At 69.3% G+C, this 21324-nt stretch carries 21 protein-coding genes; 14 read left to right on the forward strand and 7 right to left on the reverse strand.

Features of this window, described 5'->3' with window-relative positions; translation table 11 throughout:
* Positions 1–76: 76 nt before the first annotated feature.
* The gene (locus AC3A3J_RS09980; RefSeq protein ID WP_487672128.1) at positions 77–1420 is read right to left on the reverse strand and encodes a cryptochrome/photolyase family protein; all 1344 of its coding nucleotides are present in this window, start codon (positions 1418–1420) and stop codon (positions 77–79) included.
* Positions 1421–1458: 38 nt separating this feature from the next.
* Positions 1459–1863 carry a DoxX family protein gene (locus AC3A3J_RS09985; RefSeq protein ID WP_487672129.1) on the reverse strand — a complete coding sequence of 135 codons (405 nt, stop codon included), beginning with the start codon at positions 1861–1863 and terminating at the stop codon, positions 1459–1461.
* 44 nt (positions 1864–1907) lie between these two features.
* Here AC3A3J_RS09985 and AC3A3J_RS09990 point away from each other — a divergent pair, with 44 nt between their 5' ends.
* The 3 genes from AC3A3J_RS09990 to AC3A3J_RS10000 all read left to right on the forward strand — a co-directional run bounded on the left by AC3A3J_RS09990 (position 1908) and on the right by AC3A3J_RS10000 (position 4878).
* Positions 1908–2267, forward strand: a complete 360-nt coding sequence (locus AC3A3J_RS09990) for a YnfA family protein (protein ID WP_487672130.1) — start codon at positions 1908–1910, stop codon at positions 2265–2267.
* A gap of 134 nt (positions 2268–2401) precedes the next feature.
* Positions 2402–4327, forward strand: a complete 1926-nt coding sequence (gene thrS, locus AC3A3J_RS09995; RefSeq protein WP_487673094.1) for a threonine--tRNA ligase — start codon at positions 2402–2404, stop codon at positions 4325–4327.
* On the forward strand, positions 4324–4878 hold the full coding sequence (locus AC3A3J_RS10000; protein ID WP_487672131.1) for an HIT family protein: 555 nt from the start codon (positions 4324–4326) through the stop codon (positions 4876–4878). Before thrS ends, AC3A3J_RS10000 begins: the two co-directional genes overlap by 4 nt.
* 24 nt (positions 4879–4902) lie before the next feature.
* Here the strand turns inward: AC3A3J_RS10000 and pdxY are convergent, their stop codons facing one another.
* Both pdxY and AC3A3J_RS10010 read right to left on the reverse strand, forming a co-directional pair.
* A complete protein-coding gene (gene pdxY / locus AC3A3J_RS10005; protein ID WP_487672132.1) occupies positions 4903–5754 on the reverse strand; it encodes a pyridoxal kinase PdxY in 852 nt (283 codons plus the stop codon).
* Positions 5755–5800: 46 nt separating this feature from the next.
* Positions 5801–7108, reverse strand: a complete 1308-nt coding sequence (locus AC3A3J_RS10010; protein WP_487673095.1) for an aminotransferase class I/II-fold pyridoxal phosphate-dependent enzyme — start codon at positions 7106–7108, stop codon at positions 5801–5803.
* A gap of 91 nt (positions 7109–7199) precedes the next feature.
* On the opposite strand from AC3A3J_RS10010, the gene pdxS reads away from it, so the two are divergent.
* The 10 genes from pdxS (at position 7200) to AC3A3J_RS10060 (ending at position 17360) form a co-directional block, all read left to right on the forward strand.
* Positions 7200–8096, forward strand: a complete 897-nt coding sequence (gene pdxS / locus AC3A3J_RS10015) for a pyridoxal 5'-phosphate synthase lyase subunit PdxS (protein WP_487672133.1) — start codon at positions 7200–7202, stop codon at positions 8094–8096.
* Positions 8086–8676 carry a pyridoxal 5'-phosphate synthase glutaminase subunit PdxT gene (pdxT, locus tag AC3A3J_RS10020; RefSeq protein ID WP_487672134.1) on the forward strand — a complete coding sequence of 197 codons (591 nt, stop codon included), beginning with the start codon at positions 8086–8088 and terminating at the stop codon, positions 8674–8676. Before pdxS ends, pdxT begins: the two co-directional genes overlap by 11 nt.
* An 88-nt stretch (positions 8677–8764) precedes the next feature.
* Entirely contained in the window at positions 8765–9526 is a 762-nt protein-coding gene (locus AC3A3J_RS10025) for a YebC/PmpR family DNA-binding transcriptional regulator (RefSeq protein WP_487672135.1), read from the forward strand.
* A gap of 45 nt (positions 9527–9571) precedes the next feature.
* Positions 9572–10156, forward strand: a complete 585-nt coding sequence (gene ruvC, locus AC3A3J_RS10030; RefSeq protein WP_487672136.1) for a crossover junction endodeoxyribonuclease RuvC — start codon at positions 9572–9574, stop codon at positions 10154–10156.
* Positions 10157–10165: 9 nt separating this feature from the next.
* Entirely contained in the window at positions 10166–10768 is a 603-nt protein-coding gene (ruvA, locus tag AC3A3J_RS10035; protein ID WP_487672137.1) for a Holliday junction branch migration protein RuvA, read from the forward strand.
* Positions 10761–11786, forward strand: coding sequence for a Holliday junction branch migration DNA helicase RuvB (gene ruvB / locus AC3A3J_RS10040; protein WP_487672138.1), 1026 nt, complete (start codon positions 10761–10763; stop codon positions 11784–11786). The genes ruvA and ruvB overlap by 8 nt, the downstream gene beginning before the upstream one ends.
* A gap of 72 nt (positions 11787–11858) precedes the next feature.
* On the forward strand, positions 11859–12269 hold the full coding sequence (locus tag AC3A3J_RS10045) for a preprotein translocase subunit YajC (protein WP_487672139.1): 411 nt from the start codon (positions 11859–11861) through the stop codon (positions 12267–12269).
* A gap of 55 nt (positions 12270–12324) precedes the next feature.
* A complete protein-coding gene (gene secD, locus AC3A3J_RS10050; RefSeq protein WP_487672140.1) occupies positions 12325–14055 on the forward strand; it encodes a protein translocase subunit SecD in 1731 nt (576 codons plus the stop codon).
* On the forward strand, positions 14055–15044 hold the full coding sequence (gene secF, locus AC3A3J_RS10055; RefSeq protein ID WP_487672141.1) for a protein translocase subunit SecF: 990 nt from the start codon (positions 14055–14057) through the stop codon (positions 15042–15044). Before secD ends, secF begins: the two co-directional genes overlap by 1 nt.
* Positions 15045–15110: 66 nt before the next feature.
* Positions 15111–17360 (forward strand): RelA/SpoT family protein, encoded by a 2250-nt coding sequence (locus AC3A3J_RS10060; protein WP_487672142.1) that lies wholly within the window; start codon positions 15111–15113, stop codon positions 17358–17360.
* Here the strand turns inward: AC3A3J_RS10060 and AC3A3J_RS10065 are convergent.
* The 3 genes from AC3A3J_RS10065 to AC3A3J_RS10075 all read right to left on the reverse strand — a co-directional run bounded on the left by AC3A3J_RS10065 (position 17339) and on the right by AC3A3J_RS10075 (position 19818).
* The gene (locus tag AC3A3J_RS10065) at positions 17339–17902 is read right to left on the reverse strand and encodes a hypothetical protein (RefSeq protein ID WP_487672143.1); all 564 of its coding nucleotides are present in this window, start codon (positions 17900–17902) and stop codon (positions 17339–17341) included. The two genes, AC3A3J_RS10060 and AC3A3J_RS10065, sit on opposite strands and share 22 nt — an antisense overlap.
* Before the next feature lie 63 nt (positions 17903–17965).
* Positions 17966–19336: a DUF349 domain-containing protein gene (locus AC3A3J_RS10070; protein ID WP_487672144.1), complete on the reverse strand. Its 1371-nt coding sequence runs from the start codon at positions 19334–19336 to the stop codon at positions 17966–17968.
* Between the two features lie 119 nt (positions 19337–19455).
* Positions 19456–19818: a hypothetical protein gene (locus AC3A3J_RS10075; RefSeq protein ID WP_487672145.1), complete on the reverse strand. Its 363-nt coding sequence runs from the start codon at positions 19816–19818 to the stop codon at positions 19456–19458.
* A gap of 86 nt (positions 19819–19904) precedes the next feature.
* On the opposite strand from AC3A3J_RS10075, the gene AC3A3J_RS10080 reads away from it, so the two are divergent.
* Positions 19905–21308: a replication-associated recombination protein A gene (locus AC3A3J_RS10080; RefSeq protein ID WP_487672146.1), complete on the forward strand. Its 1404-nt coding sequence runs from the start codon at positions 19905–19907 to the stop codon at positions 21306–21308.
* The last annotated feature ends 16 nt before the right edge of the window (positions 21309–21324 follow it).

The following is a 21324-nucleotide window of genomic DNA, read 5'->3' on the forward strand; positions in this document are numbered from 1 at the left end:
ACGAGGGGGTCGTTTCGATGGTATTGCGACCGCGACGCGTGCGGCTCGTCCCCCGCCCGGCCGGTCGACCGGATGCTCAGTCGCGGGGCGCGCGCTTGACGACGTCGTACGCGGCGAGCGCCGCCGCACGCGTCTCCTTGAGATCGATGATCGGCTCGTCCGGCGCGTCCGATGCCCACTGCGAGATGTACAGGCCGCGCGGATCGAACTTCTTCGCCTGCAGTTCCGGGTTGAAGATGCGGAAGTACGGAGCGGCATCCGCGCCCGACCCGGCGACCCACTGCCAGTTGAACGGATTGTTCGCGTCATCCGCGTCGACGAGCGTGTCCCAGAACCACTCCTCGCCCCGCCGCCAGTCGATGAGAAGGTTCTTGATGAGGAACGACGCGGTCACCATGCGCACTCGGTTGTGCATGTAGCCCGTGTGCCACAGCTCGCGCATGCCCGCGTCGACCAGGGGGATACCCGTCTCCCCGCGCTGCCAGGCATGCAGGTGCGACGGCCGCAGGCGCGGCCACGGGAAAGCGTCGAACTCCGACCGGAGGTTCTTCTTCGCGAGATCCGGGAAGTGATAGAGCGTGTGCCAGGCGAACTCCCGCCAGCCCAGTTCCGAGAGGAAGCCCGATGCCGCATCGGTCCCTGTCGCCTCGTGCCAGATGGTGAAGGGGCTCAGCTCGCCCCACCGGAGGCGCGGAGAGAGCAGCGATGTCGCGCCCGCGGAGGGTTCGTCCCGCGCGCGGTCGTACGTCGCCACGTCCTCGGAGAGGAAGGCGTGAAGGCGGCGTCGGGCCGCGGGCTCGCCGGGCTCCCAGGTCTCACGGAGACCGCCCGCCCAGTCGGGTGCCGTGGGGAGGAGCTGCCAGTCGTCCAGCCGATCGGAGGCCGGCCCGCGCTGCAGCCCGTCGAGTTCGCGGGGTTCCGGGAGCGGGGTGCGCGGAGCAGGGAGGCGGAGACAGGCACGCCAGAACGGGCTGTACACCGAGAAGTGCGTGCCCGACCCCGTCTTCACGGTCCACGGTTCGTGCAGCAGCGACCCCGCGAAGGAGGCGACCTCGACACCGTCCTCCCGCAGCGACGACTTGAGTGCGGCATCGATCTCTCGTGCGGCTCCGGCATAGCGGCGATTCCAGAACACGGCACCGGCCGAGGCATCTGCGACCGCCTCTCGGACCACGCGCTCGGCGGGCCCCCGCCGCAGCACGAGGTCCACCCCGCGCTCGGCGAGGCGCTCCTGCAGGGAGGCGAGGGAGTGGTGCAACCACCACCGCGCGGCACCTCCATAGGGGCGCAGCCCCGGGGACTCTTCATCGAGCACGAAGAGCGCGACGATCGGCTCGCCCCTGTCCATCGCGGCGCGCAGCGCCGGATTGTCGGCGAGGCGGAGGTCGTCGCGGAACCAGACGATCGAAGGGGATGCCATCGCCCCATTCTGACCTCCGACGAGGACCGGGGGAAATGTCAGCGGCGGCCTTGACTTCGGCGCGGTGAGGAGGTGGACCATAGCGCCCATGCCACCAGGACGGGCTGCAGGAACAGTCGGGCGAAGCGACGCGCATCGGTGTCGAGCCCGGGCGCCGATCGGCGGGTGCGCCACTGGTGGACGTTCCCCGGGAAGACGGCGACGAAGAAGGCCGCCGTCGCCGCGCCGATCCGCCGCTGCTCGCGCGGGAGAGCGATGAGCCCGGCCCCGAGTGCGATCTCGGCCGCACCGGAGGCAATCACGATCGCGTCGCGATCAAGGCGGGTGACGCGGGTGGCCCAGTCGGGAACGACCAGGCGGAAGCCGCGCGTCTGCACGAAATGCAGCACACCCATCGCGGCGAGGCCGAGCCCGAGCATCCACCGGGCCGCTGTTCTCATCATCCGCTCACGCTACCCGCCGCGTCGGCTGCTGGCACACTGGCACGATGACCGTGTTCCGCATCGTCGTCCTGTTCGTCCTCGCCGCGACCGCGGAGATCGGGGGCGCATGGCTCGTGTGGCAGGCGGTCAAGGAGAACCGCGGCTGGCTGTTCGCGGTGCTCGGGGTGATGGCGCTCGGCGCCTACGGGTTCATCGCCGCCCTGCAACCCGACGCGAACTTCGGCCGGGTGCTCGCGGCGTACGGCGGCATCTTCATCGCCGGCTCGCTCGCGTGGGGGATCATCGTCGACGGTTTCGCACCGACGGTGTGGGATTGGATCGGTTCCGCCGTTGCGCTGGTCGGTGCCGCGATCATCATGCTCGCTCCGGCCCTCGACAGCACCACCGCGGACGCGGGAGCCTGACGCCTCCGCCGGGCGGTCGGCGGTCGCCGGGCATGCGAGTAGCCTAGATCGAGACCCAGATGGAGTGATCAGTGCCTGAAAACGCCCAGCCGACAGACGGCTTCGCCCTGTTCTCTGACCGATCCGTCGTCGCCATGCGCGTCAACGGCATCCTCAAGGACCTCGCGACCCCCGTGACCGATGCCGACGAGGTCGAGCCGGTCACCATCGACAGCCCCGACGGACTCGGCATCCTGCGCCATTCGACGGCGCACGTGCTCGCGCAGGCGGTGCAGCGGATCAACCCGCAGGCGAACCTCGGCATCGGCCCGCCCATCACCGACGGCTTCTACTACGACTTCGGCGTCGATGCGCCGTTCACGCCCGACGACCTCAAGGCCATCACCAAAGAGATGCAGCGCATCGTCCGCGAAGGCCAGCGCTTCGTGCGCCGTGTCGTCACCGACGACGAGGCTAGGGCCGAACTGGCCGACGAGCCCTTCAAGCTCGAGCTCATCGGTCTCAAGGGCGGCAAGGAAGCCGCGGAGGGCGCGTCGGTCGAGGTCGGCGAGGGCGAACTCACCATCTACGACAACACGACGCGCGACGGCGAAGTCGTCTGGAAGGACCTCTGCCGCGGACCGCACCTGCCGAACACCCGCATGATCGGGAACGGCTGGGACCTCACGCGCATCGCCGCGGCGTACTGGCGCGGCAGTGAGAAGAACCCGCAGCTCCAGCGCATCTACGGCACGGCCTGGCCGTCGAAGGACGAACTGCGCGCGTACCAGCACCGTCTCGAAGAGGCCGCCAAGCGCGACCACCGCCGGCTCGGCAAAGAACTCGACCTCTTCTCCTTCCCCGAGGAGATCGGCTCGGGCCTCTCGGTCTGGCATCCCCGCGGCGGCATGATCCGCGGCGAGATGGAGCAGCACGCCCGCAAGCGCCACATCGAGGGCGGCTACACCTACGTGTACACGCCGCACATCTCCAAGGAAGACCTCTTCCTCACCTCGAACCACCTCGTGACGTACAAGGAGGGCATGTTCCCTCCCATCGTGATGGACGAGGAGCGCGACGCCGACGGCAACGTGACCAAGCAGGGTCAGGACTACTACCTGAAGCCCATGAACTGCCCGATGCACATCCTCATTTACAAGGAGCGCGCACGGAGCTACCGCGACCTGCCGCTGCGTTTCGCGGAGAACGGCACCGTGTACCGCAACGAGCTCTCCGGCGCGCTGCACGGCCTCACCCGCGTGCGCGGATTCACCCAGGACGACTCCCACCTGTTCGTCACTCCCGACCAGCTCGAGGGCGAGGTGGCGAAGGTCCTCGACTTCATCCTCTCGATGCTCCGCGACTTCGGGCTCACCGACTTCGAGCTCGAACTGTCGATGAAGGACGACGAGAAGTCGAAGTGGATCGGTTCGGACGAGTTCTGGGAGACGTCGACCGACGCCCTCCGTCGGGTGGCGGTCGCCTCCGGTCTCAAGCTCACCGAGGTGCCGGGAGAAGCCGCGTTCTACGGCCCCAAGATCGACCTCAAGACACGCGACGCGATCGGCCGCACGTGGCAGCTCTCGACCGTGCAGGTCGACCCGAACCTGCCGGAGCGCTTCGACCTCGAGTTCATGGACAAGGACGGCCAGAAGAAGCGTCCGATCATGATCCACCGCGCGCTGTTCGGCTCGATCGAACGCTTCTTCGCGATCCTGCTCGAGCACTACGCCGGTGACTTCCCGGTGTGGCTCTCGCCGCTTCAGGTCGCGGGAATCCCGGTCGCGGAGGACTACGCCGACTACCTCGGCGACGTCATCCGCACCCTGCGCGACCAGGGCGTGCGCGCCGAGCTCGACACATCCGACGACCGCATGCAGAAGAAGATCCGCACGCACACCACGGGCAAGGTGCCGATCCTTCTCATCGCGGGCGAGCAGGATCGTGCGGCGGGAACGGTCTCGTTCCGGTTCCGCGACGGATCCCAGGAGAACGGCATCCCGGTCGCCGACGCGGTGGAGCGCATCCGTCGTGCGATCACCGAGCACACCCTCGTGCAGAAGGCCGGGGACCTGGCATGACCGAGCAGCCGCTGGAGCCCGCCGCCGACTTCGTCGGAGTGCCCGACGAGTTCCAGCGGCTGTGGACCCCGCACCGGATGGCGTACATCCAGGCCGGGCCGGAGCCGCTGCGGGAGGACTGCCCCTTCTGCGAGGCGCCGAAGCACCCGGACGCCGAGCGGCTGATCGTCGCACGGGGGAGGACGGCCTACGTGCTCCTCAACCTGTTCCCGTACAACTCCGGCCACCTGCTGGTGTGCCCGTACCGCCACATCGCGACCTACGATCAGGCATCCGCCGAGGAGGTCGCCGAGATCGGCGCCCTCACTCAGACCGCCATGCGCGTGCTCGCGGAGGTGTCGCGCTGCGACGGCTTCAACCTCGGCATGAATCAGGGGGCGGTCGCCGGCGCAGGAGTGGATGCCCATCTGCACCAGCACGTCGTGCCGCGCTGGCGGTCCGATGCGAACTTCTTCCCCATCATCGCCAAGACCAAGGCTCTGCCGCAGTTGTTGGGAGAGGTGCGGGAAGCCGTGGCGAATGCCTGGCCGACCCCCGCGGATCCCGCCTGATCGACGGGTCCGCGAGGCCGGTGCTCAGCGCACCTGGCGGGCGGTGAACTGCATGCGCGGGTGTGCGTAGCACTCCTGCGCCTCGACGAGCTGCAGTTCCCGCTCACCCGACTCGAGCGTCGCCTTCAGCAGGTCGTACACGCTTGACGCCGTGCGCTCCAGTGCGGTCTGCGCGCTGCCCGTCTCGACGTAGTGCGCGGTGAAGAGGGCCGCGGTGACGTCTCCGGAGCCGTTGGCCTTCATCGGCAGGTGGGGCGTCTGCACGATCCATGCGCCCTCGTCGTCGACGGCGAGCATCTCGATAGTGCCCTCCTCGCGGTCGGGACGCTCGACGCTCGTCACGAGCACCGTCTTCGGCCCCATCGCCCGGGCCAGGTCGACGGACGCGAGGGTCGACTCGAGGGTGTCGGGCTCGGTATCGGTGAGGAATCCGAGTTCGAACTGGTTCGGGGTGATGATGTCGGCGACCGGCACCACCTTCTCCCGCAGCAGCACCGGGATGGCCGGCGCGACGAAGCAGCCCGACTTCGCGTTCCCCATCACGGGGTCGCACGCGTACAGCGCGCTCGGGTTCGCGGCCTTGACGCGGGCCACGGCATCGATGATCACGTCGCCGATGCCCTCGCCGCCCTGATATCCGCTCAGCACGGCGTCGATGCCGCCGAAGACGCCGCGCTCCTCGATGCCGGTGATCACGTCGCGCACATCGTCGGGGGAGATCAGCGGACCCCGCCATGACCCGTACCCGGTGTGGTTGGAGAAGTTCACCGTGTAGACGGGCAGCACCTCGACGCCGATGCGCTGCAGGGGGAAGACGGCGGCGGAGTTGCCGACGTGGCCGTATGCGACGGCGGACTGGACGGAGAGGATCTTCATCTCGGGATGCCTTCTTTCGGGGAGGGGCGGGGAGCGACGCCGGTGGTCACCGCGCGCAGGCGATGAGGTCGTCGACGAGGCGGGCGGTGTCGTCGTCGGAGAGGTCGTGGACGGTGAGGCGCAGGTGGGTGGACGGTGCCGCCTGTTCGTGAAGGGTGAATTCGTCGCCGGTGCGCGCGAGCCAGCCGCGTCGCATGAGACGCTCGGCGATCTCGCGCGCCGGGCGGGTGAAGCCCACCCACAGGCTCAGGCCGTCGGTGGAGCGCACGTCGAAGCCGCGGTCGCGCAGACGTGTCGCAACGGCGTCGTTGCGTGCCGCGTAGTGGGCCGCCGTGTCCCGGATCCGGGCGACGACCGCCTCGTCGGTGAGCTGCGCCAGCGTCAGGCGCTGCAGCAGGTGACTGACCCAGGTCGTGCCGGGACTGAGTCGCATGGCGAGGCGCTCGGCGGTGGCGGGGTCGGTCGCCGCGACGGCGAGGCACATGTCGGGCCCGAGGAACTTGGAGACCGACCGCACGAGCGCGAACCGGTGGTGGCCGGGGGCGATCAGCGACTCGTACGGCCGCTGCGAGAGCATCGAGAAGTGGTCGTCCTCGATGACGAGCACGTACGGATGCTCGGACAGGAGCGCACGGAGCGCACGGGCGCGCTCGGGAGTGAGGCTCGCTCCGGTCGGATTCTGCGCGCGCGGAGTGCAGATCACGGCGCGCACGCCGGCGTCGAGCGCGGCCTGCAAGCCGTCGACGGTCATTCCCTCCTCGTCGACCGGCACCGGCACCGGGCGGTAGCCGCCGAGGCGGACGGTGTGGATGCTCGACAGGAAGCACGGGTCTTCGAGGGCGACCGCGTCGTCGCGCGTCAGGGCCTGCGCCAAGAGGCGTTCGACGGCATCGACGGCGCCGCTCGTCACCGTGATGCGGAAGTCGGATGCCGCGAGGTCGCTGGACACCCACTCGCGTGCCCAGCGCTCGAGGTCTCGGTCGATGACGGGTTCGCCGTAGAGCACGGGACGCGATGCGATGCGGGAGAGCGCGGCGGAGGGATCGGGGATCCGCGTGGGGTCGGGGTTGCCGGTGCCCAGGTCACGCAGCACGGTGTCGGGCGCGAAACCCTCCTGCGCGACGGCGCCGGCCCCGGCCATCGTCGTGCCGGCGCGGCCTCGGGACACGACGATCCCGGCCTGCGCGAGCTGGCGATAGGCGGCCACCGCCGTGTTCCTGTTCACGCCGAGGGACGACGCGAGCTCTCGCACGGGAGGCAGGGAGTCGCCGGGACGCAGCTCACCGCGATCACGCAGCGCGCGCACGCTGTCTGCGATGTCGGCCGCGGTGGTGCCCGTGATATCGATCGTCATCATTCCTCGACTCGATTTTAGAACGCCCAGGACGATGGTACGGTTTGGCCTAGATCAATGCCGGACTTCGGTCCGGGACGAGAGGAACGACATGGACGAGAAGGCAGCCACCACCGGATCCGGACGCGTCAAGCGCGGACTCGCCGAGATGCTCAAGGGCGGCGTCATCATGGACGTCGTCACCGCGGACCAGGCGCGGATCGCCGAGGACGCCGGGGCCGTCGCGGTGATGGCCCTCGAGCGCGTTCCCGCCGACATCCGCGCTCAGGGCGGCGTGTCGCGGATGAGCGACCCCGACATGATCGACAGCATCATCGACGCGGTCTCGATCCCCGTCATGGCCAAAGCGCGCATCGGCCACTTCGTCGAGGCGCAGGTGCTGCAGGAGCTCGGGGTGGACTACATCGACGAGTCCGAGGTCCTCTCGCCCGCCGACTACGTGAACCACATCGACAAGTTCGGCTTCACCGTGCCGTTCGTCTGCGGTGCCACCAACCTGGGCGAGGCGCTGCGGCGCATCACCGAGGGGGCGGCGATGATCCGCTCGAAAGGCGAGGCCGGCACGGGTGACGTCTCGGAAGCGACCAAGCACATCCGCACGATCACCCGCGAGATCAACCGCCTGCGCTCCATGACCCGCGACGAACTCTACGTCGCCGCGAAGGAGCTGCAGGCACCGTACGAGCTCGTGGCCGAGGTGGCGGAGAGCGGACAGCTGCCGGTCGTCCTGTTCGTCGCCGGGGGAGTCGCGACTCCGGCCGACGCGGCGATGATGATGCAGCTCGGGGCCGACGGTGTCTTCGTGGGCTCGGGCATCTTCAAGTCGGGCGACCCGGCACGGCGGGCGGCCGCCATCGTCAAGGCGACCACCTTCCACGACGACCCCGCGCTGATCGCGGAGGTCTCGCGCGGACTCGGCGAGGCGATGGTCGGCATCAACGTCAGCGACCTCCCGGCGCCGCACCGGCTCTCCGAGCGTGGCTGGTAGCCCGCGGATCGGCATCCTCGCGCTGCAGGGCGACGTGCGCGAGCACGCGCTCGTGCTCGAGGAGTTGGGTGCGCGCGTGTCGCGGGTCCGTCGTCCCGCGGACCTGAGCGAGATCGACGGGTTGGTCCTGCCGGGCGGCGAATCGAGCGTGATCGACAAACTCTCCCGGGCCTTCGGTCTGCAGCATCCCATCCGGCAGGCGATCGCGAACGGGCTGCCGGTGCTCGGGACGTGCGCGGGGCTCATCCTGCTCGCCGATCGCATCCGCGACGGCATCCCCGGGCAGGAGAGCTTCGGGGGTCTCGACGTGACCGTGCGCCGCAACGCCTTCGGTCGGCAGACGGAGTCGTTCGAGGGGGAGCTGGATGTCGCACCCCTGGGCGCTCCTCGGGTCCGGGCGGCCTTCATCCGGGGGCCCGTCGTGGACGAGGTCGGACCGCGGGCCCACGTGCTCGCCGCGCTTCCGGACGGTCGCGTGGTCGGGGTCGAGCAGGGCGCCCTGACGGGGCTGAGCTTCCACCCGGAGATCACGGGCGAGACGCGTTTCCACGAGCGCTTCCTCGCGCGCGCCGCCGCCTGAGGGGTGGCGACCGCAGGTGCGGGCGATGATTCGATAGGATGGACGACGCGCTGGGCGCGATCCGGCGCGAGACGACGAGCGGAGAGTTATGTCCGGGCATTCCAAATGGGCGACCACGAAGCACAAGAAGGCCGTCATCGACGCGCGCCGTGCGAAGTCGTGGGCGAAGCTCATCAAGAACATCGAGGTCGCGGCCAAGCTCGGCGGCGCCGATCTGTCCGGTAACCCGACGCTCTACGACGCCGTCCTCAAGGCGAAGAAGACCTCCGTCCCGAAGGACAACATCGACCGCGCGATCAAGCGCGGTGCCGGCATCGGCGGCGAGGCCGTCGAGTACACCTCCATCATGTACGAAGGGTACGGCCCCAACGGCGTCGCCCTCATGATCGAGTGCCTCACCGACAACAAGAACCGCGCGGCGGCCGAGGTCAGGACCGCTCTCAGCCGCAACGGCGGCACCCTCGCCGACCCGGGCAGCGTGGCCTACAACTTCTCCCGCAAGGGCGTGATCGTCGTCGGCTCCGAGGGAACCACCGAGGACGACGTGATGATGGCGGCGCTCGAGGCGGGGGCCGAGGAGATCGAGCCGCACGCCGAGGGCTTCGAGGTCCTCACCGAGGCGTCCGACCTCGTCACCGTGCGATCGGCCCTGCAGGACGCGGGCATCGACTACGAGTCGGCCGACGTCGAGTTCGTCCCCAACCTCAAGGTCGAGATCGACGCCGACACCGCTCGGAAGGTGTTCCGCCTCATCGACGCGCTGGAAGACAGCGAGGACGTGCAGAACGTCTTCAGCAACTTCGACCTGACCGCCGAGGTGCAGGCCGAACTCGAGAACGACGACGCCTAGGCGCGCCCCCGCGTCGTAGCGACCGCGGCCGCTTAGCCTGATGACGTGACCTCCTCCTCGCTGCGCGTGCTGGGCATCGACCCCGGGCTCACGCGGTGCGGCGTGGGCATCGTCGACGTCGACCGCGCGCGGCGGGGGTCGTTGGTGCACGTCGACGTCATCCGTTCGTCGCCCGATGCCCCGATCCACGAGCGGCTCGCGGTCGTCGCGGCAGGGATCCGTCGCGTGATCGCCGACCATCGACCGGAGGCGGTCGCGGTCGAGCGCGTATTCGCGCAGCAGAACAGCCACACCGTGATGGGCACCGCCCAGGCCAGCGGCGTGGCGCTTCTGCTCGCGGCCGAGGCGGGGCTGCCGGCGGCCACGCACACCCCGAGCGAGGTCAAGGCGGCGGTCACGGGTTACGGTGCAGCCGACAAGCGCCAGGTGCAGACGATGATCGCGCGCATCCTGCGTCTCGACGCCCTGCCGCAGCCGGCGGACGCCGCGGATGCCCTCGCCATCGCCCTCTGCCATGCCTGGCGCCGCGGAGGAGCCAGCGGTGCAGGGGCGCAGACGCTCACGCCCGCGCAGAAGGCATGGGCCGATGCCGAGCGTGTCGCTCGAACATACGTACGACGCGGGGCCTAGGCTGAGGGGATGATCTCCTCGTTGCACGGTGTCGTTCTGCATGCGACCGCGGACCAGGTCGTCCTGGAGGTGGGCGGTGTGGGATTCTCGGTTGCCGTCCCCTCGGACGTCGCGCACACCGCGACGATCGGATCGCAGCTGCGGTTGCACACGAACCTCGTCGTCCGAGAGGACGCCCTCTCGCTGTACGGCTTCGCCGAACGCGAAGAGCTGGAGATCTTCGGGCTCCTGATCAGCGTCACCGGTGTCGGCCCCAAGTCGGCCCTCGGGGTGCTCTCGCACCTGACCGTCGACCAGATCGCCGAGGCCGTCACCGCCGAAGACGACGCGCCGTTCCGTCGCGTCTCTGGCATCGGCCCCAAGACCGCGAAGCTCATCGTCGTGCAGCTGGCGGGCAAGGTGCATGCCACCGCTCCGGCTGCCACGACTCCGACCGCGGCGGCGACGGTCGTCGATCAGGTCGCCGCCGCGCTCGTCGGGCTCGGGTGGTCCGAGAAGGTCGCGGCCGAGGCGGCCGCGCAGACCGCCGCCGAGGCGACGGACGCCGAGCGCGCCGCCGTCGCTCCGCTGCTGCGTCGAACGCTCGCGCTGTTGGGACCGGCGCGTGTCTGACGCCCTCGACGCCCGGGAACCCGTCGACGAGGCGGAACTCGCGATCGAGGGGGCGCTCCGGCCGACCAGCCTCGACGAGTTCGTCGGTCAGCAGAAGGTGCGCGGACAGCTGCAGCTGCTGCTGGACGCGGCGCGCATCCAGGGCCGCACGGCCGACCACATCCTGCTCGCCGGCCCCCCGGGACTCGGCAAGACCACGCTCGCCATGATCGTGGCGCACGAGAGCGAGCGTCCGCTGCGGCTCTCGAGCGGTCCGGCGATCCAGCATGCCGGCGACCTCGCCGCGCTTCTGTCGAGTCTCGTCCCCGGCGAGGTGCTCTTCATCGACGAGATCCACCGCATGGCGCGCTCCGCCGAGGAGATGCTGTACCTCGCCATGGAGGACTTCCGCATCGACATCATGGTCGGCAAGGGTGCGGGCGCCACGAGCATCCCGCTCGACCTGGCGCCGTTCACGCTCGTCGGCGCGACCACGCGCTCCGGACTGCTGCCCAATCCGCTGCGAGACCGCTTCGGCTTCACGGGGCACCTCGAGTTCTACGAGGAGATCGAGCTCGAGCAGGTCATCGCGCGCTCCGCCTCGGTGCTCGGCGTCGCTCTGCCGTCCGACTCGCTCGCCGAGATCGCTCGGCGGTCCCGCGGGACGCCCCGTATCGCGAACCGACTCCTGCGCCGGGTCCGCGACTACGCGCTCGTGCACGGTGGGGGAGAAGCGTCGCTCGACGGCGTCCGCGCCGCCCTCGATCTGTACGACGTCGACCCGATCGGGCTCGACCGTCTCGACCGTGCGGTCCTCGAGGCTCTCGTGCGCCGGTTCCGCGGCGGACCGGTCGGACTCAGCACGCTCGCGGTCGCCGTCGGCGAAGAGGCCGAGACCGTCGAAAGCGTCGTCGAGCCCTATCTGGTGCGCATCGGATTCCTCGGGCGCACGCCGCGCGGCAGGGTCGCGATGCCCGAGGCGTACGAGCATCTCGGCGTGCCGCACCCCGACGGGACGCTGCGTCTGCATGACCTATAATCACTGAAGACTTCCCCGAACTTCTGTGCGCCCAACGAATGGTGCGTGCACCTGAGAAAGGCGCTCCGCCCCATGGAACTCATCCTCTTCGGTCTTCTGGCCGTTCTGCTCGTCTTCATGATCATCAACACGCGCAAGCGTCAGAAGCAGATGAAGGCCGAGCAGGAGGAGAAGGCGACGAAGACCGTCCCCGGCGTGCGTGTGCTTCTGCAGGGCGGCATCTACGGCACCATCGTGTCGTACGACCCCGAGGATCTCGACCACCCGGCGTCGATCGAGGTCGCGCCCGGCGTGGTGATCGAGGTGCACAGCCAGGCGATCCTGCGCATCGTGGAGCCCAAGGACATCGTCGTCGCCGACGAGCAGGTCCTCGGCGAGGAGCGCGTTGTCGACGGCAGCGCCCCGGTCGTCGACGACGCACCGACGCTCGAGACCCCCGAAGAGACCCGCGCGCGCCTCGACCGCGACGCAGACGACAAGTAAGACCCCGGCGCGCAAGCGCTCCCGGACGTCCGGCCTCTCAGAAAGCGGAACACCCGTGGCAACATCCTCTCCGGTCCGCCATGCATGGCGGGTCCTCCTCGGCCTGCTCCTCGTGACGGGTGTCCTCTTCGGAATCAACGCCCTCGGCGTGTACGTGTTCCAGAAGAGCTCCTGGACGCCCGAGCTCGCGCTCGACCTCCAGGGCGGCACGCAGATCGTGCTCAGCGCCGAGACCGACGACGGCGCCGCGCCCTCGGCGGAGCAGCTCGACCAGGCCGCGTCGATCATCCGTCAGCGCGTCGATGCGTCGGGCGTCGCGGAGGCCGACATCACCACGGAGGGCGGGCAGAACATCGTCGTCCAGATCCCGGGTGAGGCCGACGCTCAGACGCGCGAGCGCATCACGAGCAGCGCACAGCTGCAGTTCCGCGCGGTCCTGCAGACCAACGCGGCGTCGAACACGTTCCTCGGCGACGACGGCAACCAGACGCCGTATCCGTCGCCCGATCCGTCGTTGGAGTCGACTCCGGCAGCCGAGCCGACCGACGGCAGCGACCCCAACTGGGTGACCCCGAAACTGCAGGCGGAGTTCCTCGCCTACGACTGCGCGAACCCGGAGAACAACGCGGCGAACGCCGACGAGAAGCAGCCCGTCATCGCGTGCGACGAGCAGGGCGGGGCGAAGTACCTTCTCGGCCCGGTCGAGCTCGACGGCACGGCGATTGACGACGCGGTGAGCGGGCGCGACCCCCGCAGCGGCGCCTGGCTCGTGCAGCTCACGATGAACGGCGACGGTGCCGATGCGTTCGGCAAGGTCAGCCAGCGCCTGAACCAGAACCGCATCGACGGCTTGTCGCCTCGCGACCAGTTCGCCTTCGTGCTCGACGGCGTCGTCATCTCGGCACCGACCATGAACGGACTGATCCTCGACGGGCGTCCGAGCATCTCGGGCAGCTTCACCCAGGAGTCGGCGACCACGCTCGCCGACCAGCTGAAGTACGGTGCCCTGCCCCTGAGCTTCACGGTGCAGAGTTCCGACACCATCTCCGCCACCCTCGGTACGCAGCAGCTGCAGATCGGTCTCATCGCCGGTCTCATCGGCCTGGTCCTCGTCGCGATCTACTCGCTGGCGTCGTACCGCGCGCTCGGGTGGGTCATCATCGCATCGATCGGCGTGATGGCGGTGCTGACGTACATCGTCATCTGCATTCTCGCGTGGCGTCTCGGGTTCCGCCTGTCGCTGGCCGGCGTCGCCGGTCTGATCGTGTCGATCGGATTCACGGCCGATTCGTTCATCGTGTACTTCGAACGCATCCGAGACGAACTGCGCGACGGCAAGTCCATCACCTCTGCGGTGGAGGACGGCTGGGGTCGTGCCAAGCGCACGATCTACATCTCGAAGTCGATCAACATCCTCGCCGCGGTGGTGCTGTACATCCTCGCCGATGCGACCGTGAAGGGCTTCGCCTTCACGCTCGGCCTGACGACGGTCATCGATGTGCTGATCTTCGTGATCTTCACGCACCCCGTGATGCAGCTGCTCGCCCGCACGAAGTTCTTCGGCGGGGGACACAAGCTCTCCGGCCTCGACCCCGAGTCGCTCGGCGCCGTCTACCGCAGTCGCTCGCAGTTCCGTGAGGTCGCCAGCGCGTCGACCGGCCGAGGTGCCCGTAACGCCCGCGCTCGAGGCGAGGCCGAGCGCCGGCAGACCATCGCCGAACGCAAGCGCGCGGAGGCGCTCGCAACCGACAGATCCCGCAGCACCGGAAGCGAGGGGGACGCCTGATGGCCTCCATGAACGAGTTCGGCAACAACCTCTACACCGGCAAGACGTCCTTCCCGTTCGTCGGCAAGCGTCGCCTGTGGTTCATCATCGCGATCGCTCTCGTGGTCGCCTCGGCGCTCGTGCCGCTGATCCGTCCCATCCAGTTCTCCATCGAGTTCACCGGCGGGTCGCAGTTTACGGTGCAGGCGCCCGACAGCCGCGACCAGGCCACCGCGACCGATGCGGTCCGCACCGTCGTGCCGGAGGCCGCGGCCAAGGTCGTGATCGTCAACAATCAGGACGTGCGCGTCCAGACCGACCAGATGAGCGCCGACGAGACGCAGCAGGTGGCGAACGCTCTTGCCGAGGCCTACGAGGTGGAGCCCGCCGAGGTCACCTCCTCGTTCATCGGTCCGGCGTGGGGCGAGAACGTGACGCGCCAGTCCCTGTGGGGCCTGGCGATCTTCCTCGCGTTGACCTTCCTCATCCTCGCGATCTACTTCCGCACGTGGAAGATGTCGGCCGCGGCCATCATCGGCCTGCTCGACGTGCTCGTGATCACCGTGGGTGTTTACGCGCTGGCCGATTTCGAGATCTCCCCGGCGGCCGTCATCGGCTTCCTCACCATCCTCGCCTACTCGCTGTACGACACCACGGTCGTCTTCGACAAGATCCGCGAGAACACGACCGAGGACGGCGAGCAATCGGCGCGCACGTTCGGCGAGTCGGTCAACCTCGCCGTCAACCAGACGCTCGTGCGCTCGATCAACACGTCGGTCGTCGCGGCCCTCCCGGTCGGCGCGATCCTCTTCATCGGTGCGTTCTGGCTCGGAGCCGAGACCCTGACCGACATCTCGCTGTCGATCTTCGTCGGCATCCTCGTGGCGACCTACTCGACGCTGTTCGTCGCGGCGCCGCTGTACTCGCTGTTCCGCGAGAACGAGCCGAAGATCCGCGAGCGCGACGCCCGCATCCTCGAAGCCCGCTCCCGCGCGGCCGCCGAGGCGTGACAACGTCGCGCGGCGGGCCCTGCTCGCCGCGCGACGCGTAGAATGTATTGATTCAGGAGGTCATGGATGGCGGAGGCGCAGTCGCAAACGCAGGGATCGAGCCTGCGGCGTCTGGTACCCCGCATCTTCTCGCGCGCGTCGAGGGTCAACGACCTCGACAGCCTGATCCGCACGGTCCGCGCCAATCATCCGCGCGGTGACATCTCCGTCATCGAACGCGCATACGCGGTCGCCAAGGAGAAGCACACCGGGCAGCTGCGCCAGAGCGGTGAGCCGTACATCACGCATCCGCTGGCGGTGGCGCAGATCCTCGCCGAGCTCGGCCTCGGTCCGCGCGCGATCGCCGCCGCCCTTCTGCACGACACCGTCGAAGACACGGGGTACGCGCTCACCGACCTCACCGCCGAGTTCGGCGACGAGGTGGCGATGCTCGTCGACGGCGTCACCAAGCTCGACAAGGTCAAGTACGGAGAGAGCGCTCAGGCCGAGACGGTCCGCAAGATGATCGTCGCGATGTCGAAGGACATCCGCGTGCTGCTCATCAAGCTCGCCGATCGCCTGCACAACGCCCGCACGTGGGGCTTCGTCCCGCCGGAGAAGGCGTCGAAGAAGGCCAAGGAGACGCTCGAGATCTACGCGCCGCTGGCGAATCGACTCGGCATCCAGGCGATCAAGTCCGAACTCGAGGACCTCTCGTTCGCGGTTCTGCATCCGAAGATCTACAACGAGATCCACAGCCTCATCGCGCAGCGCACCCCGCAGCGGGAGAAGTATCTCGGGCAGGTGGTGCGCGAGATCGATGAGGACCTGCGCGATCTGCGCATCCGCGGCAAGGTGGTCGGCCGCCCGAAGCAGCTGTACTCCGTCTACCAGAAGATGGTGGTCCGCGGGCGCGAGTTCGACGACATCTACGACCTCATCGGCATCCGCGTGCTCGTCTCCTCGGTGCGCGACTGCTACGCCGTGCTCGGTGCCATCCACGCGCGATGGACGCCGCTTCCCGGGCGCTTCAAGGACTACATCGCCACCCCAAAGTTCAACCTCTACCAGTCGCTGCACACGACTGTCATCGGCCCGGCGGGCCGCACGGTCGAGATCCAGATCCGCACGCACGAGATGCACCAGCAGGCGGAGTACGGCGTGGCCGCGCACTGGATGTACAAGGAGCGGATGAACGGCGGCAAGGTCGAGGTGCGGGCGTCCGACACCGACATGGCGTGGCTCGCGCACATCTCCGACTGGCAGGCCGAGACCGCCGACCCCGGCGAGTTCCTCGACTCCCTGCGCTTCGAGATCGGCGCGAAGGAGGTCTACGTCTTCACCCCCAAGGGGAGGGTCATCGGCCTTCCCGCCGGCGCCACGCCGGTCGACTTCGCCTATGCCGTGCACACCGAGATCGGGCACCGCACAATGGGCGCCAAGGTCAACGGACGTCTGGTCCCCCTCGAGTCCGAGTTGAAGAGCGGCGATGTCGTCGAGGTCTTCACCTCGAAGAACCCGGACGCCGGACCGAGCCAGGACTGGCTGGGCTTCGTCAAGAGCACGCGCGCGCGCAACAAGATCCGCGGCTGGTTCACCAAGGAGCGCCGCGAAGAGGCGATCGAACAGGGCAAGGAGGCCATCGCCCGGGCGATGCGTCGGCAGAACCTGCCGCTGCAGCGCCTCATGAGCCAGGATTCCTTCGCCGAGGTCGCTCAGCAGCTCCGCTACGAGGACGTGTCCGCTCTCTACGCCGCCGTCGGCGAGGGTCACGTCTCCACCCAGTCGGTTCTGGAGAAGGTGACCGCGCTCGTCGCGGCCAACGATACGACGACCGGACCCATCGATCTCGCGGGCACCGTGCAGACGCGGGAGCCGCGCGGCGGGGACTCGGGAGTGCTCGTGCGGGGTGCCGCCGACATCCTCGTGAAGCTCGCGAAGTGCTGCACCCCGGTACCGGGTGACCCGATCGTCGGCTTCGTGACGCGGGGGAGCGGCGTGTCGGTGCACCGCACCGACTGCGTCAACGTCAAGGCGCTGAGCGGCGAGCAGGACCGGTTCGTCGAGGTGTCGTGGGCGCCGACGACGAAGAGCGTGTTCCGTGTGCAGATCCAGGTCGAGGCGTTGGATCGTGCCGGTCTGCTGTCGGATGTGACCCGTGTGCTGAGCGAGCATCACGTCAACATCCTGTCCGCCACGGTGTCGACCACCGACGAGCGTCTCGCGCTCAGCCGGTTCGTGTTCGAGATGGGAGACGCGGTGCATCTCGATCGGGTGCTCAACGCCGTACGCCGGATCGAGGCGGTCTACGACGTCTACCGCGTCACCTCGTCCTGAAGGTCCCGCAGCGCGTCGAGTGCCGCCACCGCGCGGCGCGAGCCCGGGAGCCGCTTGCGCGTGGCGATGAACGCGGATGCCCGGTCGACGCCGTCGGGAGCGAGGTGCGCGAGTGACTCGAGCCAGCGCTCGAGGAGCGGATCGCGCCGCAATCCGAGCGCGAGGTCGATGATCGTGCGCTCGATGGTCGTGACGTCGATCGTGTCGATGCGCTGGACGTCTGTGCGGGCGACGGCGGAGTCATGGAACACGACGCGCGGATGCTGCACGGGGCGTATGCGCCGCGGCACGGCTCGGCTGATGTGATGTCGGGCGGGCGGATCGTCGCCGGCGCCGTGGATCCACGCGGCACTCGGTCCCGATGCCGCAGCGCCGGACTGCACGAGATGCGAGATGCTCGCGGCGCGCGTGTGCGCCCCCTCGACCAGATCGGCCGGGATGTATGCATCCCCCAGCTCGACCACGTGCCCGTCGATTCGCGCGGCCGCGAGTTCTGCGATGCTCAGGCGGGTGTCGGGCAGATACAGGAACGCGGGATGCACTCCGCCAGTGTGGCGTAGTGCATCCCGCGTTCGCAGGGAGGAGCGGATGCTGTGGAGAAGCCGTCAGCCGCCGAGGGCGCTGAGCCAGGCGCGACGCGCCTCGAGGGCTTCGGCGGCCTCCTTCGCTGCCTTCGCGTTGCCCGACTTCTCGGCAGCGGCCAGTTCGGCTTCGAGCTTCTCGATGGCTTCGAGCAGCTGCGAGCTCATGTCGTTGGCGCGCGCCTTGGTCTCCGGGTTGTTGCGCTTCCAATCGACCTCTTCGCGGGCCTTGAGCGCCTGCTCGATCGTGCGCAGCTTGTCGTCGAGCGCACGCTCCTTCTCGCGAGGGAAGATGCGTCCGATCTCGTCCCACTGCCGCTGGATCCGAGTCAGGAGCGCGCGCGCCTGCTTGATGTCGGACTCGTCGGCGACGGCCTTCGCCTCTTCGAGGAGCGCCTGACGAGCCTCGATCTTCGGGGCGGAATCGGCCTCCTCAGCGGCGGACTGCTCGGCTCGCGCGGAGTACAACGTGTCGCCGGCAGCCTTGAAGCGCGCCCACAGCGCGTCATCGGCCTTGCGGCCTGCGCGACCGGCGGCCTTCCACTCGTCGAGCAGGGCTCGGTAGGCGGGAATGCCTTCTGTGCCCCGCGCCGCGAGCGCCTCGGCGCGCTCGATCAGTCTCTGCTTCGCGTCGCGCGCGGCCTTGTGGGCGTCATCGAGCTCGGAGTAGAAGGCGCGGCGCTGCTTGTCGACGATCGACCGCGCGTCACGGAATCGCTTCCACAGCTGCTGCGACACGCCCTTCGACAGACGCGGGCCGTTCTGCTGCTGCGCCTGCCAGGCGTCGAACAGCTCGCCCAGTTCGGCGGTGACCTGCTTCCACTGCACGTTCGAGAGATCGCGTGCGGCGATCGCCTCGGCGCGCTCCACGAGCGCGGTGCGGTCGGCGATGGCCTGGTCGAGCTGCTCCTTGGCCTTCTTCGCCTCCTCGGCGGTGGCCGCGGACAGTTCGCCGGTGAGCACCGTCAGACGGTCCTTCAGGCTGACGAGGTCGCCCACAGCGGCCGCATCCGTCGTCTCCTCGACGAGGTGCGCGGCCTGCTTGGCGAGGTCGCTCGCCGACGCGCCACCGGCCTGGTGGCGCTGCTCGAGCGTCTGCACCTTGAACGCCAGGTCTTCGTATTTGCGCACGAAGTAGGCGAGCGCCTCGTCCGGGGTGCCGTCGGGGTACTGACCGACGACGCGCCAGGTCTCTCCCTCGCGCACCTCCACGGTGCCGTCGTCGGCGACGCGACCGAAGTCGGCGGCACCCTCGATGGTCGGCGCGGCCGACACAGGCGCGCTCGGCGCACTCGGTGCGGCGGAGCGCGGCGGGGTGGGCACCCGGGGCGGCGTGGGAACGCGCGGGGGAGCGGGGACAGGGGGAGTCGGCTTCGAGGGCTCGGTGGCAGACACAGTGTTCTCCTTGCGCGGTCGGCCGCGGGAGGCGGAAAGGACGGGTCTCAGCCTAGTACGAGGTGGCGCTCCGCCGCGGGGTCGCCGCAGTGGCCGAGCGCCTCAGTCGCACGGTGGCGTCACTCCGACGGCGCGGGGCTCTGCTCGGGCTCCGAGCCGTCGTCGGGAACGGATCCGTCATCGGGCGCCGGCGTCTCGTCCGGAGCGGTGGTCTCGTCGGGCAGAGGCGCGTCGGCCGGGGTCTCGAGAGGCGCGGGCTCGACGGTCGGAGTGGGCGTCGGCTCGGGAGCGGTGACCTGCGCGTGCGCCACCTGACTCGCCACCGCCGCGGCGACCACGACGATGCCGCCCAGGATCGCGATCATGTTGTCACGGCGCCGGCGGCGGATCTTCGTCGCGTGCCACTCGCTGCGTGCCGCGTGCACACGGGCGCGTTCCGCCTCGGTGCGCGCCTGCGCATTCCTCGAACCGCGTGCCGCCATGCCGACCCCTCCTTCTGCGCCGTCTGCGCGACGTCGCCAGAGAGCCTACCGGCGCGGACGTCCGAGGAGCGCATTAGCCTGGAGCGATGACCTCCGCCTCCGCGCTGCTCTCCGGGCAGACCCCGCTCGCCGTGCGGATGCGTCCGGTGTCGCTCGACGAGGTCGCGGGGCAGCGCCATCTGCTGCGCGCTGGTTCACCCATCGTCGCCCTCGCAGACCCGGATGCGGCCGCTCCCGGCGCGGTGTCGATCATCCTGTGGGGTCCCCCCGGGACCGGGAAGACCACATTGGCCCAGGCGATCGCCCGGTCGTCGGGTCGCCGATTCGTCGAGCTGTCGGCGATCACCGCCGGGGTCAAGGACGTGCGGGAGGTGATGCAGGAGGCGATCACGCAGCGCGACCTGTACGGCCAGACCACGATCCTGTTCCTCGACGAGATCCACCGGTTCACGAAGGCCCAGCAGGATGCGCTGCTGCCCGGGGTCGAGAACGGGTGGGTCATCCTCATCGCGGCGACGACCGAGAACCCCTCGTTCTCGGTGATCTCGCCGCTGCTCTCCCGGTCGTTGCTGCTCACCCTGCAGCCCCTGACCGACGACGACATCGGACTGCTCGTCGACCGGGCGGTCGACGACCCTCGCGGGTTGCGCGGGGCGGTGGCACTCGGCGACGACGCGCGAGCCGCTCTCATACGCCTCGCCTCGGGCGACGCACGTCGCGCGCTGACCGGCCTCGAAGCGGGAGCGGCCGTCGCACTGTCGCATGAGGCGGCCGACGGATCGCACTCCGACGAGGAGGACTCCGACGAGCACGCGGGAGCGGGGAGCGGAGACGAGGAGGCCGCCACCCCCGTGCCGGTGGTCACCGCGGACGACATCGCGCAGGCCGTCGACCGAGCGCTGCTGCGATACGACCGGCAGGGCGACGAGCACTACGACGTCATCAGCGCATTCATCAAGTCGATCCGCGGGTCCGACCCCGACGCGGCGCTGCACTACCTGGCTCGGATGATCGAGGCGGGCGAGGACCCCCGCTTCATCGCCCGCCGGCTCGTGATCTCGGCGTCGGAGGACGTCGGCCTCGCCGACCCCCAGGCGCTCGTCATCGCCGTCGCCGCCGCAGACGCCGTCGCCTTCATCGGCATGCCGGAGGGACGCATCCCTCTCGCCGAGGCCACGGTGTACCTCGCGACCACGGCCAAGTCGAACGCGGCGTACGCCGGGATCGACGCCGCCATCGCAGACATCCGCAAGGGCGGGTTCGGTCGGGTCCCCCTGCACCTGCGCGATGCGCACTACCCGGGAGCGAAGCGGCTGGGGCACGGTCGGGGGTATCGCTACCCGCACGACAACGATGCCGGCATCGTCCCTCAGCAGTACCTGCCGGATGAGCTGCAGGGGCGCCGCTACTACGCCCCGAAACCGCTCGGTGCCGAGCGCGATGTCTCGGCACGGCTGGAGCGCATCCGCCGCATCCTCGACGGCCGCTGAGCCGGCTGCGACCGGG

The sequence above is a fragment of the Microbacterium sp. Soil_N32 genome, from assembly GCF_057655505.1.